Origin of the sequence: Planococcus donghaensis MPA1U2 (assembly GCF_000189395.1) — a bacterium.
Taxonomy (GTDB): Bacteria; Bacillota; Bacilli; order Bacillales_A; family Planococcaceae; genus Planococcus; species Planococcus donghaensis_B.
On record NZ_AEPB01000027.1, the window covers coordinates 17289 to 35475 of the forward strand.

The 18187-nt window shown below is 40.9% G+C and carries 16 protein-coding genes and 1 other annotated feature; of the genes, 15 read left to right on the top strand and 1 reads right to left on the bottom strand.

Translation table 11 applies throughout. The features are described from left to right. Positions 1–81: 81 nt before the first annotated feature. Positions 82–309: a binding site (T-box leader), on the top strand. Positions 310–404: 95 nt separating this feature from the next. Both GPDM_RS07185 and serA read left to right on the top strand, forming a co-directional pair. Then, the gene (locus GPDM_RS07185) at positions 405–1568 is read left to right on the top strand and encodes a pyridoxal-phosphate-dependent aminotransferase family protein (protein WP_008430259.1); all 1164 of its coding nucleotides are present in this window, start codon (positions 405–407) and stop codon (positions 1566–1568) included. Beyond that, complete coding sequence (gene serA / locus GPDM_RS07190; RefSeq protein WP_008430260.1) at positions 1565–3151, top strand: phosphoglycerate dehydrogenase; 1587 nt, start codon at positions 1565–1567, stop codon at positions 3149–3151. The genes GPDM_RS07185 and serA overlap by 4 nt, the downstream gene beginning before the upstream one ends. 260 nt (positions 3152–3411) lie before the next feature. Here serA and GPDM_RS07195 read toward each other — a convergent pair whose 3' ends face one another. Next, complete coding sequence (locus tag GPDM_RS07195; protein WP_008430261.1) at positions 3412–4200, bottom strand: HAD family hydrolase; 789 nt, start codon at positions 4198–4200, stop codon at positions 3412–3414. Positions 4201–4337: 137 nt separating this feature from the next. On the opposite strand from GPDM_RS07195, the gene GPDM_RS07200 reads away from it, so the two are divergent. The 13 genes from GPDM_RS07200 (at position 4338) to rbsB (ending at position 18179) form a co-directional block, all read left to right on the top strand. Further along, positions 4338–5435: a nitric oxide synthase oxygenase gene (locus GPDM_RS07200; RefSeq protein WP_008430262.1), complete on the top strand. Its 1098-nt coding sequence runs from the start codon at positions 4338–4340 to the stop codon at positions 5433–5435. A 138-nt stretch (positions 5436–5573) separates the two neighbouring features. Further along, complete coding sequence (locus GPDM_RS07205) at positions 5574–6293, top strand: YebC/PmpR family DNA-binding transcriptional regulator (protein ID WP_008430263.1); 720 nt, start codon at positions 5574–5576, stop codon at positions 6291–6293. Between the two features lie 219 nt (positions 6294–6512). Further along, the gene (locus GPDM_RS07210) at positions 6513–7736 is read left to right on the top strand and encodes an acyl-CoA dehydrogenase family protein (RefSeq protein ID WP_008430264.1); all 1224 of its coding nucleotides are present in this window, start codon (positions 6513–6515) and stop codon (positions 7734–7736) included. Positions 7737–7764: 28 nt separating this feature from the next. Further along, entirely contained in the window at positions 7765–8946 is a 1182-nt protein-coding gene (locus tag GPDM_RS07215) for an acetyl-CoA C-acetyltransferase (protein ID WP_008430266.1), read from the top strand. 214 nt (positions 8947–9160) lie between these two features. Next, entirely contained in the window at positions 9161–10564 is a 1404-nt protein-coding gene (locus GPDM_RS07220; RefSeq protein WP_008430267.1) for an MBL fold metallo-hydrolase, read from the top strand. Between the two features lie 79 nt (positions 10565–10643). Continuing rightward, a complete protein-coding gene (locus tag GPDM_RS07225) occupies positions 10644–11009 on the top strand; it encodes a rhodanese-like domain-containing protein (protein ID WP_008430268.1) in 366 nt (121 codons plus the stop codon). Between the two features lie 165 nt (positions 11010–11174). Next, a complete protein-coding gene (locus GPDM_RS07230) occupies positions 11175–12419 on the top strand; it encodes a dicarboxylate/amino acid:cation symporter (protein ID WP_008430270.1) in 1245 nt (414 codons plus the stop codon). A 132-nt stretch (positions 12420–12551) separates the two neighbouring features. Continuing rightward, the gene (locus GPDM_RS07235) at positions 12552–13535 is read left to right on the top strand and encodes a LacI family DNA-binding transcriptional regulator (protein WP_008430273.1); all 984 of its coding nucleotides are present in this window, start codon (positions 12552–12554) and stop codon (positions 13533–13535) included. Beyond that, positions 13532–14413 carry a ribokinase gene (gene rbsK, locus GPDM_RS07240; RefSeq protein WP_008430274.1) on the top strand — a complete coding sequence of 294 codons (882 nt, stop codon included), beginning with the start codon at positions 13532–13534 and terminating at the stop codon, positions 14411–14413. Before GPDM_RS07235 ends, rbsK begins: the two co-directional genes overlap by 4 nt. Then, on the top strand, positions 14410–14796 hold the full coding sequence (gene rbsD, locus GPDM_RS07245) for a D-ribose pyranase (protein WP_008430275.1): 387 nt from the start codon (positions 14410–14412) through the stop codon (positions 14794–14796). Before rbsK ends, rbsD begins: the two co-directional genes overlap by 4 nt. 18 nt (positions 14797–14814) lie before the next feature. Beyond that, on the top strand, positions 14815–16317 hold the full coding sequence (locus GPDM_RS07250; RefSeq protein WP_008430276.1) for a sugar ABC transporter ATP-binding protein: 1503 nt from the start codon (positions 14815–14817) through the stop codon (positions 16315–16317). After that, a complete protein-coding gene (locus tag GPDM_RS07255; protein WP_008430277.1) occupies positions 16298–17242 on the top strand; it encodes an ABC transporter permease subunit in 945 nt (314 codons plus the stop codon). The genes GPDM_RS07250 and GPDM_RS07255 overlap by 20 nt, the downstream gene beginning before the upstream one ends. A gap of 13 nt (positions 17243–17255) precedes the next feature. Further along, the gene (gene rbsB, locus GPDM_RS07260; RefSeq protein WP_008430278.1) at positions 17256–18179 is read left to right on the top strand and encodes a ribose ABC transporter substrate-binding protein RbsB; all 924 of its coding nucleotides are present in this window, start codon (positions 17256–17258) and stop codon (positions 18177–18179) included. The last annotated feature ends 8 nt before the right edge of the window (positions 18180–18187 follow it).

An 18187-nucleotide genomic window follows, 5' to 3' on the forward strand; every position in this document is an offset into this window, starting at 1 on the left:
TTGCAAAATAATCTTAATATTTTTTATATATTGACAATGGTTTTTTCGCTGTATATGATGGAGTCAATTCAAATATACCGATTAACTATGTTGATGGAGATACACTTTGTGCAAGGAAATCTCAAGAGAACTGATGGTTGGTGAGAATCAGTGGTTTCCGCATTTAGTAGCACTCCTGAATAGATGGATTGAACAAAACTAGTAGGTCCATCCGGTTCGTGCACGTTACGCATGTGAACCAATGAGACTGTCAGTTTTTTGACAGTGAATTAGGGTGGTACCGCGAACTAGAGACTCTTCGCCCCTTACATCTTTATGTAGGGGGAGAAGGGTCTTTTTTCACTTTAATACGTAAAATTACTGACCCGTGAAAGCGGGTAAATCGAGAGGGGAATGAATTTATTATGCTGACAGACCAACAAATTTTACGAATCCCAGGACCAACACCAATCCCACCAAGTGTGCAACGTGCAATGACACAACCGATGATTGGACATCGTGGCCAAAGTACATCTGACATGATTAGTGACATCCGACCAAGACTAAAACGTGTTTTTGGAACAAAACAAGAAGTTATCATTTTGACAGGCAGTGGAACTGCAGGGCTAGAAACAGCGGTAGTCAATACGGTCGCTCCTGGTGAAGAAGTTCTGGTTCTTGTAACAGGCGCATTCGGTGATCGATTTGCGAAAATTTGTAAAGCATACGATATTCAAACTCATGTTTTCGAAGTAGAGTGGGGACAAGCAGTGGATCCGGAAGCGGTAAAGAACTTCCTTGTGGAACATCCTGAAATCAAAGTGGTCTTTTCTACATTTTGTGAAACTTCAACGGGTGTTTTGAACCCGATTAAAGAAATGGCTGCTGCTATAAAAGAAGTGTCAGATGCTCTTGTTATTGTTGATGGCGTATCGTGTGTAGCGGGTACGGAAACCGAAATGGATAAATGGGGAATTGATGTAGTCGTGACAGGTTCACAAAAAGCCTTTATGTTGCCAGCAGGACTTTCGTTTATCGCAGCAAGCGAACGCGCATGGAAGAAAATCGAGGCTAACCCTCAGCCAAGATTTTATTTGGACCTTAAAAAACACCGCGACAATATTTTAAAAGATACAACACCATTTACTCCGGCCTTATCGATTTTGTTTGGGTTACAGCAAGTGCTGGTATTGTTGGAAGAAGAAGGAATGGAGAACGTGTATGCGAGACATCGTCTCATGAAAGATATGTCACGTGCAGCCTTTAATGCATTAGGAATCCCATTGCTCACTTCTGATAAAGATGCATCCCCAACTGTTACTGCGGTAAAACCAGATGATTTTGACGCTGAAGAATTCCGTAAAGTCATGAAAAAAGAATTTGCTTTAGAAGTGGCAGGCGGTCAGCAGCATTTAGCGAAAAAGATTTTCCGTATCGGTCATATGGGTTATTGCTCTCCGGCAGATATGTTACAAACTATCGCAGCGATGGAAATTGGGTTGATGAAAGTCGGGAAAGAAATTGAACTTGGTCAAGGAATTGCCGCTGCACAGCGAGTCTTTTTAACAGAAGGAGCGAAAACGAAATGACATTTCATATACTAATCAGTGACCCGTTAAGCGAAGAAGGAATTTATCCTTTACGCCAGGCAAATGGAGTAAACATCGTCATGGAAACCAATTTAACTCCCGAACAACTAGAAGATCGTATTCATGGCTTTGACGCATTACTGGTACGAAGCCAAACACAAGTAACGCGTGAGTTGATCGAAAAAGCATCGAACTTGAAAATCATTGGTCGTGCAGGTGTGGGCGTCGATAACATTGATTTAGAAGCTGCAACAGAACATGGCATTATTGTGGTAAATGCGCCAGATGGTAACACCAATTCAGCTGCAGAGCATACAATGGCTATGATTATGTCAATGGCCCGTAAAATTCCTCAAGCTTTCCATGCTTTGCGCAATCAGCAATGGGACCGGAAATCATATGTCGGCGTCGAATTGAAAAACAAGACCCTCGGTGTTGTTGGATTTGGACGAATCGGTCAAGAAGTAGCGGCTCGTGCGAAAGGTCAACGAATGAACGTTATTGCTTACGATCCTTTCTTAACGGCTGAAAAAGCAGAAAAACTAGGCGTCGATTTTGGCTCTGTAGAAGATGTGTTAAGAGCAGCAGATTTTATAACGGTGCACACGCCATTATTAAAAGAAACAAAGCATTTGATCAATAAAGAAGCATTTGAAATTATGAAAGATGGCGTTCAAATCGTTAACTGTGCTCGCGGTGGGATTATTGATGAAAATGCGTTGTACGATGCTGTGAAATCGGGGAAAGTTGCTGGTGCGGCACTTGATGTTTTTGAACAAGAGCCGATGGTCGATTTTCGTTTATTGGATTTACCAGAAATTATCGCAACGCCTCACTTAGGAGCAAGTACTTTTGAAGCACAAGAAAGCGTAGCGGTAGATGTTAGTGTGGACGTAGTAAGCTATTTCACGACAGGAACTGTACGCAACTCAGTGAATCTGCCATCCGTACCAAAAGAAATTATGAAAAAGATCGAACCTTATTTTGATTTATCAGAACGTCTAGGTGCTTTTTTGACAGATTTAGCAGGTGCAACAGCAGAAGAAGTTACCGTACGTTATGCGGGAGAATTAGCGAATATGGATGTAAGACCGTTAACGCGTAATATGTTAAAAGGGATGCTAAAGCGTCATCTTGGCAAACAAGTTAATAATGTAAACGCATTGTATCTTGCCAACCAAAAAGGCATTGTCGTTACCGAACAAAAGACTACTGAATCGAAAGGGTTTATGACGCTCATCACAGTAGAAGTAAAGACAGCTAATGGCATTCGGAAAGTGGCTGGGACATTGTTGAATGGACAAGGTGCCCGTATTGTCAAAGTAGATGATTATTTAGTAGATGTTGTACCAGAAGGGCATCTATTGTACGTTAGTCATAATGACCGCCCAGGGGTGATTGGCCGAGTGGGTACGCTACTTGGGCAGGAAAACGTCAATATTGCTACGATGCAAGTTGGACGTTCAATTGTTGGAGGAAGTGCCATCATGATGTTATCAATTGATAAGTCTGCAGAAACAAGCAGTCTTGAGCAATTAGCAAAATTAGATGAAATTCAAGCAGTTACAGCTATTAACTTATAATCAAAGAAAAGGAGGTCCTCGCTACGAGGATCTCCTTTGAGGTTTTAAGCAAAGTCCGTTTGCACAATGTGAGACAACAAAACCGCGCTGGTCGCTTTGGGGATGACTCCCGCAAGAAGCCAGGGAAATCACCTGTCTTCTTGCTTCGTCTACCCCGTGGACGCGCCAGCACTAGCGTCTATGATAAATAGACATGTCTATCAAGAAATATACAAGGAGAGAGGTATTGGATCAAGTCTATTCCAATACCTCCTATTTCATTAAAGTTGTTCTAACAGTTGAAGCAATTCTTCTAAATGTTGAATTTCATATGTCGGGACGATGGTTTCGTGCGGTGCTTTTTCTTCTCGGTTGATCCAAACAGAGCGGATGCCTACTTTTCCGGCACCGATAATATCTGTCATTAAATTATCTCCGACCATCAATACTTCGTCGGCGCTAAAATCGAATTTAGATAAAGCATGATAGAAAATGTCAGGGTCTGGTTTTCCTTTTCCAAATGCACCGGAAACGATGATGTGATCGAAATAAGGAGCAATTTCAGGTGTGATTTCAAGTTTAAGTTGTTGCAAGCTAGGTGAACCATTTGTTAATAAAAGCAGCTGGTAATGTTCTTTCAATTCAGCTAGTACATTTAAACTTTCTTCATATAGAACAGGGTTTCTTTTGCGTGCTTCGGGAAAGTATTCAGCAAGCTGGCTGCCGATTTCAGCGCTGCCTTCGATTCCGATTTTCTGTAAACCAAGCGTCCAAGCTTCTTGACGATAAGTTGGAACGATGGTTTTCATCTTTTGAAAGTTTTCTCCTTCATCATCAAAAGTTCCCCACAGTCCTTCAAAAGGATTGATGCCGATCATTTTTGTAAAGTCGTATGTATCATATCCTGAATACAGTTCAGTTGCTGCAGCTCTCACGGCTTCTTCTAAACCGGAACAATCTTGACCCGTTAATTCTTCGGCTAATCGGCATGTTTCTTGAAATGCTTTTTCCACACTTTTTTTATCCCATAACAAAGTATCATCTAAATCGAAAAAAATCGCTTTTACCATCGGTGTGAGCTCCTCCTGACAATATCTTTACTTTTCATTTAGTGTACTGGAAAAACGCACGGAAATATAGGGGTTCAGAGAACTGTCACAGAAAAGAGAGAGGTTCAAGTGTATGATATGGATAAGGAGTGAAGACAATGACCATTAGCAACTCGACGATGCTTTTATTGGAAGAAGCGACTAACTTTATAGAAACGTGTTATGAAGAGCTTGGGAAGAGTGCGGCCGATAAATCGAGCAGATTACTCGAAATAAAAATCGAAATTAAAAATACAGGAACTTATACACATCGTTTCGAAGAGTTGGAACATGGCGCACGCATGGCTTGGCGTAATAATAATCGCTGCATCGGTCGGTTGTTTTGGAACTCACTAACGGTCTTTGATGAAAGGCATCAAATGACTGCAGACGATGTTTTTGATGCTTTAGTTCGGCATATCGACTTTGCTACAAATGGTGGCAAAATTCGCCCTACAATTACCGTTTTTCGCCAAGAACAAGGAAATGAAAAAGCAATGCGCTTATGGAATCATCAGCTAATTCGTTATGCAGGGTATGAGACAGTGGAAGGCATTATTGGAGATTCAAATTCAGTTGAATTTACAAAACAGTGTCAAAACCTTGGCTGGCACGGAGCGGGATCCGCTTTTGATATTTTACCGCTAGTTCTTGAAATGCCGAATGGGGATTTGTTTTTAAAAGAAATTCCGCAAGCAGTGATTAAGGAAGTTGAAATAAATCATTCAGAAATTCAAGGGTTTTCACAGTTAGGTTTGAAGTGGTACGGAGTTCCTTTAATTTCTGATATGTTATTAGAAATTGGAGGCATTAAATACAAGATGGCTCCTTTCAACGGTTGGTACATGGGCACTGAAATTGGTGCAAGAAATCTTGCAGATGAAGATCGATACAATGCTTTGCCAGCAGTAGCAAAACTGATGGGGTTGAATACACAGTCAAATCGCTCTTTATGGAAAGACAAAGCATTAGTTGAATTGAATATTGCCGTTTTAGAGTCGTACCAAGAAGCGGGTATGACCATCGTTGATCATCATACAGCCGCAAAGCAATTCAAAAACTTTGAGAAAAAAGAAGAAACCGAAGGGCGAGATGTTACTGGAAACTGGGTATGGCTTATTCCACCGATGTCTCCAGCTACAACGCATATTTTTCATAAACCTTATCAAAATCATTTGGTCAAACCGAATTACTTTCACCAACCTTCTCCATACTAGTTAAAGATAATCGTGCTCTTTAAATGAGAAAGACTGCGGTTTTTATTAGCGATTTGCGTTACATTTAAATGATTTGTACTATAATAGTAGATAGTGAATAGTATGTAATGTGAAACTTTGAAGAGAGAAGGAAATTTAATGGGACGCAAATGGAACAATATTAAAGAAAAGAAAGCATCAAAAGATGCCAACACAAGCCGGATTTACGCAAAATTCGGACGTGAAATATATGTAGCTGCAAAACAAGGCGAGCCAGATCCAGAATCTAACCAAGCCTTGAAAGTAGTATTAGAGCGAGCAAAAACTTATAGCATTCCACGTGCGATTATTGACCGTGCGGTTGAAAAAGCAAAAGGTGGATCTGAAGAAAGCTATGATGAATTGCGTTATGAAGGATTCGGTCCGAATGGCTCGATGGTCATCGTAGATACATTAACAAACAATGTTAACCGTACGGCTTCAGATGTTCGTGCAGCATTTGGGAAGAATGGCGGCAATATGGGGGTTAGTGGATCGGTTGCGTATATGTTCGACCACACCGCGGTATTTGGTGTTGAAGGCAAAACAGCTGACGAAGTGTTAGAGCTAATGATGGAATCGGACATTGATGTTCGTGACATTATGGAAGAAGAAGGTGGCGTAATTGTCTATGCAGAACCGGATCAATACCACCTAGTACAAGAAGCATTCAAAAGTGCAGGTATTACCGAATTTACTGTAGCTGAGTTGACGATGCTTGCTCAAAACGAATTGCCGTTGCCAGAAGATGCACAAGCACAATTCGAAAAAATGATTGATGCAATTGAAGATTTAGAAGACGTACAACAGGTTTACCACAACGTGGATTTAGAAGGATAAATAGGGAAAGATGCTCTGAGAAATTCAGAGCATTTTTTTATGGGAAAAAATTCTAAGTTATACTACCTCAGCTTGTAATTCAAAAGTAGAACAACTATACTAATTTTGAATCAGTAGAACAATTATTCAGACTATTTCCATCTAATTATGTAAGGGGTTTCATGTGGAAATGTAGATTTTAACTGATTTAAAAGTACATAAGACATTGGGGGAAAGCAGATGCTTAAGGAATTATCACCAAAAGCCATAGCTTTACGAGAGAAACTACTAGTATTCATGGATGACCATGTGTATCCAAACGAAGCTGTGGTAGAAAAATACCTTAAAGAGGCAGAAGACCGTTGGACAATTCCACCCATTATTGAAGAATTAAAGAAAAAAGCTAAAGAACAAGGTTTATGGAATTTGTTTTTAGATCATCCAGAATACGGAGCTGGCTTATCCAACTACGATTACTCTCATCTATGTGAAATTATGGGACGGTCATTGATTGCGCCGGAGTTATTTAACTGTAATGCACCCGATACGGGGAACATGGAAGTATTCGTTAAATACGGCACAGAAGAGCAAAAGAAATTATGGCTGGATCCTTTATTAAATGGAGAAATTCGGTCTTGTTTCTCGATGACAGAACCAGCTGTTGCTTCTTCGGATGCGACCAATATTCAAAGTAGTATTGTCCGTGACGGTGAGGAATACGTTATCAATGCAAAAAAATGGTGGACAACTGGAGCGATGGACCCGCGCTGTAAAATTGCGATTGTCATGGGGAAAACAGACCCAAATGCAGCAAAACATCAGCAACAATCAATGATCTTAGTACCTTTTGATACACCGGGTGTGGAAATTATTCGGCCGCTCACGGTTTTTGGCTATGATGATGCGCCGCAAGGACACGCTGAAGTTCACTACAATAATGTGCGTGTACCCGCAACTAACATATTGCTTGGCGAAGGACGTGGCTTTGAAATTGCTCAAGGGCGTTTAGGGCCGGGACGGATTCATCATTGCATGCGTGCAATTGGAGCTGCAGAGCGAGCTCTCGAGTTATTGTGCAAAAGGGCTGATAGTAGAGAAGCATTTGGTTCAAGTTTGGCGGAAAAAGATGTGATAAAAGAAATTATTGCTGAAAGTCGAATCGAGATTGAACAAGCACGTCTTTTAACGCTGCATGCAGCTCATAAAATAGATACAGAAGGTGCAAAAGCATCCCGTAAGGAAATCGCCATGATTAAAGTTGCAGTTCCCCGAGTTGCACAAAATGTCATTGACCGTGCCATACAAGTGTTTGGTGGAGCAGGGCTAACGGAAGACTTTCCGTTAGCTGCACATTATGCCAATGCTCGTGCTCTACGTTTAGTAGATGGTCCAGATCAAGTGCACATTCGAGATGTTGGCAGGCTAGAATTGAGTGAACAATTAAAGGCAAGTTTAGGTAAGTGAAAAAACACCATAAAGGGGAAATGACACGATGAATAATATTTACTTAATAGATGGAGCAAGAACTGCTTTTGGAGGATTTGGAGGAGCATTTGTCAATACGGATGCGACTGAACTTGGAGCAGCGACAGCAGTTGAGGCGCTAAAGCGTTCAAATGTCAAAGCAGAAGATATCACCCATGTTTTTTACGGAAATGTTATTCAATCTAGCATAAACGGTGCTTATATTGCTCGGCATATTGGGTTAAAAGCGGGTGTACCAAAAGAAGTTCCAGCGCTCACGTTAAATCGTTTATGTGGCTCGGGTGCTCAAGCGGTCGTTACAGCCGCGCAGCACATATTATTAGGAGAGGCGGATTTGGTGTTGGCAGGAGGGGCAGAGAACATGTCGATGTCTCCATATGCTAGTTTTGATCAACGCTTTAGTAAATCGAAAATGGGTAATTTACAATTTGAAGATATGTTAACTGCCACATTGACGGATCAATATACCGGGAACGGTATGGGAATGACGGCAGAGAAACTGGCAGAGCAATACGATATCTCACGTGAAGAACAAGATGCTTTCTCTGTGGAGTCTAATCAGCGAGCAGCACAAGCGGTCGAATCTGGAAGATTTGCAGAAGAGATTGTAGCGGTCGAGGTGAAAACGCGTAAAGGTGTTTTAGTAGTAGACAAAGATGAACATATTAAACCAAACGCAAATGAAGAAGCTTTGGCAAAACTCCGTCCTTCGTTCAAAAAAGAAGGTACAGTGACGGCTGGAAACGCTTCAGGTATTAATGATGGTGCAGCTTCACTCGTCGTAGCGAGCGAAGCTGCTGTAAACAAGCATAGCTTAAAGCCGATGGCGCGTATTGTCTCTTGGGGAGTAGTAGGAGTAGATCCGACGATTATGGGCATTGGGCCAGTGCCAGCTATTAAACAAGCGTTAGAACGTGCTGAGTTGACTGTCGACGATATTGATTTATTTGAAGTGAACGAAGCATTCGCGGCACAATATTTGGCAGTGGAAAAAGAACTGGGATTAGACCGAGAAAAAGTCAACGTCAACGGTGGTGCAATTGCATTAGGACATCCAGTTGGAGCAAGTGGTGCACGTATATTATTGTCGCTGGCTTATGAGCTGAAACATCGTGGCGGAAAATACGGAGTAGCGAGTTTATGTATTGGGGGAGGGCAAGGAATAGCGGTAGTAATCGAAAGTGCTTAAACTCCTCGTCTCATTATAAGCTTTCTTTCTTAAAAGAGGGCCTAAACGTTGTACAAAAACGTTTAGGCCCTCTCTTTTTTGTCTAAACAAAGAGAAGAAGGTCGTTTATCATTTTGAATAAGTTATTGAAGGTTCACTATAAGCAGAACATTTTACATTGTATACCCCCGGTGGTATATTAAGGGTAATTAAATTATTGAAGGGAATTGATGATATGTTATTAAGATATTTCTATGATGAAAATTTAGCGCACGCTTCATATGTAGTAGGTTGCCAAGCATCGGGAGAAGCTATAGTTGTAGACCCAATGCGTGATATCACTGCTTACGAAGAACTTGCAGCAAAAGAAAACTTGAATATTGTCGGAGCTCTTGAAACGCATATTCACGCTGACTTTGTTTCAGGTTCACGCGAACTTGAAAATCGTTTTGGCGCAAAATTATATCTATCTGACGAAGGTGATGCAGATTGGAAATATCAAAATATCGATCATCTAAATCACCAATTAGTAAAAGACGGCGATCAGTTTAAAATCGGAAATCTGATTTTTGAAGTGATGCACACACCAGGACACACACCAGAAAGTATTTCATTCTTATTAACGGACCGCGGTGGTTCGGCAGATAAAGCAATGGGTATTTTCACTGGAGATTTTGTCTTTGTAGGAGACGTTGGTCGACCTGATTTACTTGAAAAAGCTGCAGGTGCCGAAGGAACTTCTAAAGCAGGCGCTAAAGATATGTTCGAATCACTTGAACGCTTTAAAAAACTACCAGATTATCTTCAAGTATGGCCAGCTCATGGTGCAGGAAGTGCATGTGGTAAAGCGCTTGGCGCAGTACCATCTACTACTGTAGGTTATGAGAAAATGTTTAACTGGGCATTGCAATACGATGAACTTGAAGCATTCCAAAAAGAATTATTAGATGGTCAACCTGAACCACCGTCTTATTTCGCTGTGATGAAATCAGTGAATAAAACAGGTGTAGAGTTAGTGAAGAATTTACCAAAACCACAAGCGATTCAATCTGCAGATGAGTTGAAGAAACTAATTGCAGAGGGAGAGCAAGTTATTGATACACGTGCTTCTGCTTCATTTGCTAATGGGTATATTCCTGGCACAATTAACATTCCATTTAATAAATCATTTGCCAACTGGGCTGGATGGATTGTCGATTACAAAAAACCACTATACTTGCTACTCGATCCAGAATCTTTAGACAAAGTAGTAGAAGTGTTACGCTCTGTTGGCATTGACGGGGAAATTGGCTACGGAGATGCTTCGAAGCTAATCGAAGAAGCAGGAGAATTAGATTCGTATAAGAATGTATCTCCCGAAGAAGCCAAGAAACTGATTAAAGACGACGAAGCTAATGTGCTTGATGTTCGAAATCAATCTGAATACGATGAAGGTCATATCGACCAGGCCAATCACATTATGATTGGTACATTAAAAAAACGATTAGATGAAGTGCCAACCGACAAAACAATTATTGTTCACTGTCAGTCTGGAGCGCGTTCAGCGATTGCAGCAAGCCTTCTTAAAGCGAATGGATTTGACGACTTGGTCAACCTTTCAGGCGGTTATGCAAAATGGCAAGAAGTATTATCGGTTTAATCAAGGCGACTAAATAAGTAGCCAAGTATGTATTACGTAATGCGATAAGCTTTGCTTATGGTATAAAAGGAGAAATGAAATGATAGTAAGCACAATGCTGATTGGACTGCCAGTTTCTATGGCAGTCTACAGCGTTTATAAAAGACATATCCCAGTCTCTGGCGTAAAACAGGCACAGCTTAATGAAATTGATGGTAATTCGTATGCGCTACTCGATGTTCGAGCTTATAATGTTTCCAACAAAGAGGTAGTTTCGGATGCCTTTAATCTACCAATTTCCTATTTCACAAGAGGTTATAAGGAAATACCGCAAAAACCGATTCACTTAATCGCAGAAAATCAAGTTGAAAAAAACTTAGCAACTCGACTATTACATCAAAAAGGATTTAAAGTCGCTAGCTATAGTTTAATGGGAAATAGCAAGATGCAAACGGCCTGTTGTTAAATAGAAACCTGTGTAAATGTACCCTCATTTACACAGGTTTTTTGTATGTTAAAATAATATTAAATTTTTTAAAAAAGATTGATTCTGACAATGGATTAAAAGTTGTAAAAAAGGTCTGCTTTCCTATAAAATAGTTTTACGTCTAGAAATGAAAGAGGGAAATGAATGAAAAAACCTGGATTAACTGGAAAAGTACTAACGGGACTCGTTCTTGGTGCTGTCGTTGGTTTGTTAATAAACCTATTCGCATCAGGATCATTTGAAGTAATAAATACATATTTATTTGTGCCGCTCGGCCAAATATTTTTAGGCTTAATAAAAATGCTAGTTGTGCCACTTGTTTTGTTTTCTATCATTCTTGGGACTGCGGGTCTTGGAGACCCTGCTAAATTAGGAAGGATTGGTATTAAAACAGTAACGTATTTTCTAGTGACAACCACAATTGCAATAACAATCGGGTTATCATTAGCAGCTGTCATTCAACCTGGACTTGCAGGTGATTTTGATTTGTCATCTGCAGAGTTTGAAACAACAGAAGCGCCATCTGTAGGGGACACGTTATTGAACATGATTCCAACAAATCCAATTGCCTCTTTAGTAGAAGGTAATATGCTACAAATAATTGTATTTGCAGTTTTTGTGGGATTAGCATTAACGGCTCTTGGAGAAAAAACAAAGGGACTTGTTGCATTTATCGAACAAGGCAATGACGTCATGATGTATTTAGTAGGAATTGTCATGAAATTTGCTCCTTACGGAACGTTCGGCTTGATTGCTACAGCTGTGGGATCACAAGGATTTTCAGCCATGAAAGCAATGGGCTCGTATATGCTAGTAATTGTAGCGGCACTGTTAATCCATGCGGTTTTTACATATGGAGGCACGATCAAGTTTTTAGCAGGAAAGAGCCCAGTGTGGTTTTTCAAGAAGTTTGCACCTGCAATGAGTGTAGGTTTCAGTACATCGAGCAGTACGGCTACCTTGCCAATTTCAATGGAAGTAGCTCAGGATGAATTGAATGTGCCGAAGTCGGTGAGTTCATTTGTGCAACCTCTTGGGGCCACCATTAATATGGACGGTACCGCAATTATGCAGGGAGTAGCTACAATGTTCATCGCCCAAGCGTATGGCATAGAATTGTCGACGATGGATTTAATGACCGTCGTTTTAACAGCAGTCTTAGCGAGTATTGGGACTGCAGGTGTTCCGGGTGTTGGATTGATCATGCTAGCGATGGTATTAAGTAGTGTAGGTCTTCCGGCAGCTGGCATTGGTCTTGTTATCGGAATCGATCGTCTATTGGATATGACTCGAACAGCAGTCAATATTTCTGGTGATGCTGCATGTGCCGTGTACATAGCGGAGACAGAGAAAATTAGAGAGCTACGCTTGAAAAATATGAATGCTTAAGAAAAAGGTTTCCGCAAATTAGCGGAAACCTTTTTTATATGATTGGAAAATGTTCACATTGACAAGAAGAAAGTTGCATTATATATTATATGTAACCGGTTACACACTGAGACAGAAACGGAGACGTTTTACATGACCACTATTAAGGATGTAGCAAAAAAAGCAGGAGTTTCAGTAGCTACAGTTTCTAGATTTTTAAATGACAGCGGATATGTTAGTGCAGAAGCGGCCAAAGCAGTAACTGCTGCCGTGGAAGAGTTGAAATACGAGTTAAATCCTATTGCACGTTCGTTGAATACGAAAAAATCTAATTTAATTGGCTTGATCTTACCAGACATCACCAATCCTTTTTTTCCGGAACTTGCGCGAGCCGTTGAAGATGTTGCTTTAACATATGGATACACGGTTGTATTATGTAACTCCGATGAAAATCCAGAAAAAGAGAAGAATTATATTGAAACATTAAAGAAAAAATACATTGCCGGCTTTATCGTCACGTCCAACCAATTGGATGCTCCGCATTACGCCAATGCTAATGTGCCAATTGTGGCACTTGACCGAGCGATTAATGAGAAAATCCCAACTGTTTCTTCTAACAATAAAGAAGGGGCTATCATGGGAACGAATGCGTTATTAGAACAAGGTTGCCAAAACATTCTTTTTCTGAGAGGTCCAGCAGAATTGAATCCCGCGAATGATCGTTATGAAGGATTTATGGCAGCGATTCAACAGTCAAATGCGAAATATCAAGTGGTAACTTGTCCGTTCCATTTCACCGATTCACAAAAAATTGTGGAGCACGTATTAAAAGAAAATCCACAAATCGATGGTATTTTTGCTAGCAGTGACGTCTCGGCAGCCGGTGCATTAAAAGCGGCTAGTTTAGTTGGGAGACACGTCCCAAACGAATTACAGATTATTGGCTTTGACGGTGTAGCAATGGGTGAGATGTTATCGCCGGGATTGACTACTGTTGCACAGGATGTTTATAAAATGGGTGCAATTGCAACACGTGTTTTAATCAAGCGCATTGAAAATGAAATGGTCGAACAAAACTTTTATGAAGTTCCCGTAAAGTTAATCGTTCGTGGAACAACAAGGAGCGTGGGTGAATGATTACAGTAGTTGGCAGCATTAATATGGATTTGGTCGTTAAAACCGATAACTTTCCAAAACAAGGTGAAACCACTTTAGGTACGCTATATACAACAGTGCCAGGCGGTAAAGGAGCTAACCAAGCGGTTGCAGCAGCGAGATTAGGAAGTGCTGTTCAAATGATTGGAGCAGTTGGACAAGACGCTTTTGGGACCGAACTTTTGGCAGGCTTAAAAAGTGAAGGCGTATTAATCGATCAGGTCAAGCGTACAGATGGTACAAGTGGAATTGCCAACATTCTTTTATCAGAAGGTGATAACCGGATTATTGTAGTGCCAGGTGCCAACCATAACGTGACGATAGAAGAAATTGATGCATTAGCTGACCAATTAGTAAAAAGTGAGCTAGTCATCATGCAATTAGAAATGCCGATTTCTGTAGTTCAACGAACGTTGGAAATTTGTCATCAAAATGGAGTGCCAAGCATTTTAAATCCAGCACCTGCAAGTGGATTTACGATGGAGATGTTGCCGTTTTGCACTTATTTAACGCCTAACGAGACGGAAGCAGAGGAAATATTCGGCGTGAATTGGGAAAAGGCTTTAGAAAAGTATCCAAATCGACTTGTCGTAACGCTTGGTCAAAAAGGTGCGCAATTTTTTGATGGAGAAAAGCACGTACTGGTTGAAGGTTTTCCTGCTAAAGCAGTAGATACAACAGGGGCAGGAGATACATTTAACGGAGCATTAGCAACAGCTTTAGTAGAGGAGAAAGAATTTGAATGGGCTGTGCGTTTTGCGAATGCGGCTGCTTCATTATCTGTTGAGAAGTTTGGTGCACAAGGTGGTATGCCCGAGCGTACAGCGGTTTTAGAGAGAATGGCAGGTGATCGCGTATGAAAAAGCATGGAATAATCAATCGTGACATTGCAGCAGCTCTAGCGCAGTTTGGTCACACCGATTTACTTGTTATTGCAGATTGTGGTTTGCCAATTCCAAAAGGCATCTCTTGCGTTGACTTATCTTATAAAATAGGTGAACCTGCTTTTTTAACCATATTAGACGCAGTTCTTGCTGACTTTGAGGCAGAAGCGGCGTATATTGCCCAGGAAATAGCAGGGAAAAATCCTATTATAGGACAAGAAATTTTTAAAAGAATAAAAGCTGACTTTGTTACCCATGAAGAGTTAAAGGAATTAAGCAAACAAGCGAAACTAATCATTCGCACAGGGGAAGCGACACCATACGCTAATATCGTTCTTCGTTCTGGTGTTATTTTTTAAAAAAGGCAGGTGAGTTTAATGATTAAAATGACGGATATCTCCAAATCGTTTAGTGGCAATCAAGTCTTAAAAAATGTTCATTTTACATTGGAAAAAGGCGAAATTCACGCCTTGATGGGCGAGAATGGTGCAGGTAAATCGACATTGATGAAAGTCATGTCCGGAATTTATACACGGGATTCAGGCACAGTGGAAGTAAAGGGAGAGAAAGTCAATTTCACTTCTCCTAAACAAGCGGAAAAAGCAGGCATTGCAGTCATTCATCAGGAACTAAATATCCTGCCTCATCTATCGATTTCAGACAATCTATTTTTAGGGCGGGAAGAAACATATGGTCGAACAGGCATTTTAAAAAACAAGCAAATGGAAAAAAAGACGCGCCAAATTTTACTTGATTTGGGATTAGATATTAATCCAACAGATCCCGCGAGCTCCTTGTCCGTGGGGAAACAACAAATTGTCGAAATCGCCAAAGCCTTATCGGTAGATGCAGAAGTCATCATTATGGATGAGCCCACTGCAGCATTAACAGATCGTGAAATTGATAGTTTGTTTAAAACTATTCGCGAACTTCAAAAACGGGGAGTTTCCTTTATCTACATCTCTCACCGAATGGAAGAAATTTTCTCATTATGTGACCGCATTACGATTTTGCGCGATGGTGAATTTGTAGGGGAACGGAGAATTAGTGAGACTTCGTTTGATGAGGTGGTTCAACTGATGGTTGGTCGTGAACTTGGTGAACGTTATCCTGAACGCAAATCTACAATAGGTGACATCAAACTGTCTGTCAAAGACTTGAAACGAACGGGTTGTTTTGAAAACGTTTCATTTGAACTTCGAAAAGGTGAAGTGTTGTCGATTGCAGGTTTAATGGGAGCAGGACGCACGGAAGTCGCGCAATCTCTATTTGGTTACAAAAAACTTGATGGTGGCATCATTGAATTTGATGGCAAAAAAGTCAAAATCGACACACCGAAAAAAGCGAAAGAAATGGGCATCGGCTATGTAACAGAAGACCGTAAGTCAGAAGGGCTCGTTGTCGACTTTTCAGTGGAAGAAAATGTTAGCATGACAAACTATGAAGCCATTTCTAAAAATGGACTGATTTCTAAAGATAAAGAACGAAAGCTTTACGATTCGATGGTTCAACGTCTCGGTATTCGCACATCAGGACCCGATCAAGCCGCAAAATCTTTGAGTGGTGGGAATCAGCAAAAAGTGGTTATCGCGAAATGGCTCGGTATTGAGCCGGAATTACTCATTTTAGATGAACCCACACGCGGTGTCGATGTAGGAGCGAAAAAAGAAATTTATTCGATTATCAACGAACTCGCTGAAAGAGGCGTTGCTATTTTGATGATTTCATCAGAACTGCCAGAAGTTCTTGGCATGGCCGATCGCGTGCTAGTGATGCACGAAGGAAAAATAACAGCAGATATACCAAAACATGAAATGACACAGGAACGAATTATGCATTTTGCTACAGGAGGTGGAAAACTTGCAGTTGAAGACCAGTAATCAATCCGTACTTCAAAAAATAGCACCATTTATCGGTTTATTTCTTATCATGACAATTATCACGATTTTAAATCCTGACTTTTTATCTGTCTCAAACTTAATGAACGTACTTCGGCAAGTGTCCATTAACGCATTGATTGCTTTCGGAATGACTTTCGTTATTTTGACAGGCGGTATCGATTTATCAGTAGGTTCAACTTTAGCGTTAACAGGTGCTGTAACGGCAGGGCTCATGGCTAGTGGCGTAGATCCGATTTTTGCGATGTTACTAGGCTTGTTGCTAGGAGCAATTCTTGGCGCAATTAACGGGATCATTATCGCAAAAGGGAAAGTGGCGCCGTTTATCGCAACATTAGCGACAATGACCATTTACCGAGGGCTAACACTCGTTTACACAGACGGTCGACCAATTTCTGGATTGGGTGATAGCTTAACTTTCCAAATGCTCGGTAAAGGTTATTTTCTTGGAGTTCCGATTCCCGTTGTCACAATGATAATTAGTTTCGCGATTTTGTATTTCATTTTGAAAAAGACGACTTTTGGCCGACGTGTGTACGCAGTAGGTGGCAATGAAGAAGCGTCGATCTTGTCAGGAATCAATGCAGATCGTATCAAAATTTATGTCTACTCGTTGCTTGGGTTATTGGCAGCAGTGGCTTCACTAATTTTGACATCGCGTTTGAATTCAGCACAACCAACGGCTGGAGAAATGTTTGAGCTTGATGCAATCGCTGCTGTTGTACTTGGCGGTACAAGCTTAACAGGTGGTCGTGGATGGATTGTAGGTACATTGATTGGTGCTTTAATTATCGGGGTACTGAATAATGGATTAAACTTAATCGGGGTTACCTCCTTCTTCCAACAAGTGGTGAAGGGTGCAGTCATATTATTAGCGGTTCTTCTGGACCGTAAAAAAACAACATAAGGGGTGCAGGAAAATGAAAAAATTGCAATTGGGGTTCATGTTACTGGTAATGATGATTTTGGCGGCTTGTTCAATGGATGCTCCAGGATCAAGTTCTGAAGAGGAAAATGGCGACGGTGGCGAAACAAATGGGGATTACACAATTGGTTTTTCAATCTCGACGTTGAATAATCCGTTCTTCGTTACATTGAATGAAGGCGCTGAAGCAAAAGCAAAAGAATTAGGCGCAACTTTAACGGTTGTTGATGCACAAGACAACGCTTCAAAACAAGCGAGTGATGTAGAAGATTTAATCCAGCAAGGTGTAGACTTGATTATGATCAACCCAGTAGACTCTGAAGCAGTTGCGGCAGCAGTAGAGTCAGCTAATGCAGCAAACATTCCGGTTATTACAGTTGACCGCAGTGCTGCAGGTGGCGAAGTTGTTTCTCATATCGCTTCAGATAATGTTGCAGGTGGAGAAATGGCAGGAGAGCACTTAATTTCACTAGTTGGTGATGGCGCTAAAGTGGCAGAACTTGAAGGAGTTCCGGGATCTTCAGCAGCACGTGAACGTGGCGAAGGCTTTAACAATGTAGCAGGTGGAACGTTGGATGTGGTTGCAAAACAAACAGCAAACTTCAACCGTGCAGAAGGCTTATCGGTTATGGAAAACCTTCTTCAAGCAAACCCTGACATTACAGGAGTATTTGCTCATAACGATGAAATGGCGTTAGGTGCACTTGAAGCAATCGAAGCTTCAGGAAAAGACATTGCTGTAGTTGGATTTGACGCAACAGACGATGCAGTAAAAGCGGTAGAAGATGGCCGTCTTGATGGTACAGTCGCACAAAAACCGGCGATGATTGGTGAAATGGCTGTAGAAACAGCTGTTCAATCACTTGATGGTGAAGAAGTTGAAGCATCTATTCCAGTTGAGTTGGAATTGATCAAATAAGATTAAGG

Bases quoted from the DNA above. Each gene is read 5' to 3' on its own strand.
- GPDM_RS07185 (WP_008430259.1), top strand. From the start codon at position 405: ATGCTGACAGACCAACAAATTTTACGAATCCCAGGACCAACACCAATC.
- serA (WP_008430260.1), top strand. From the start codon at position 1,565: ATGACATTTCATATACTAATCAGTGACCCGTTAAGCGAAGAAGGAATT.
- GPDM_RS07195 (WP_008430261.1), bottom strand. From the start codon at position 4,200: ATGGTAAAAGCGATTTTTTTCGATTTAGATGATACTTTGTTATGGGAT.
- GPDM_RS07200 (WP_008430262.1), top strand. From the start codon at position 4,338: ATGACCATTAGCAACTCGACGATGCTTTTATTGGAAGAAGCGACTAAC.
- GPDM_RS07205 (WP_008430263.1), top strand. From the start codon at position 5,574: ATGGGACGCAAATGGAACAATATTAAAGAAAAGAAAGCATCAAAAGAT.
- GPDM_RS07210 (WP_008430264.1), top strand. From the start codon at position 6,513: ATGCTTAAGGAATTATCACCAAAAGCCATAGCTTTACGAGAGAAACTA.
- GPDM_RS07215 (WP_008430266.1), top strand. From the start codon at position 7,765: ATGAATAATATTTACTTAATAGATGGAGCAAGAACTGCTTTTGGAGGA.
- GPDM_RS07220 (WP_008430267.1), top strand. From the start codon at position 9,161: ATGTTATTAAGATATTTCTATGATGAAAATTTAGCGCACGCTTCATAT.
- GPDM_RS07225 (WP_008430268.1), top strand. From the start codon at position 10,644: ATGATAGTAAGCACAATGCTGATTGGACTGCCAGTTTCTATGGCAGTC.
- GPDM_RS07230 (WP_008430270.1), top strand. From the start codon at position 11,175: ATGAAAAAACCTGGATTAACTGGAAAAGTACTAACGGGACTCGTTCTT.
- GPDM_RS07235 (WP_008430273.1), top strand. From the start codon at position 12,552: ATGACCACTATTAAGGATGTAGCAAAAAAAGCAGGAGTTTCAGTAGCT.
- rbsK (WP_008430274.1), top strand. From the start codon at position 13,532: ATGATTACAGTAGTTGGCAGCATTAATATGGATTTGGTCGTTAAAACC.
- rbsD (WP_008430275.1), top strand. From the start codon at position 14,410: ATGAAAAAGCATGGAATAATCAATCGTGACATTGCAGCAGCTCTAGCG.
- GPDM_RS07250 (WP_008430276.1), top strand. From the start codon at position 14,815: ATGATTAAAATGACGGATATCTCCAAATCGTTTAGTGGCAATCAAGTC.
- rbsB (WP_008430278.1), top strand. From the start codon at position 17,256: ATGAAAAAATTGCAATTGGGGTTCATGTTACTGGTAATGATGATTTTG.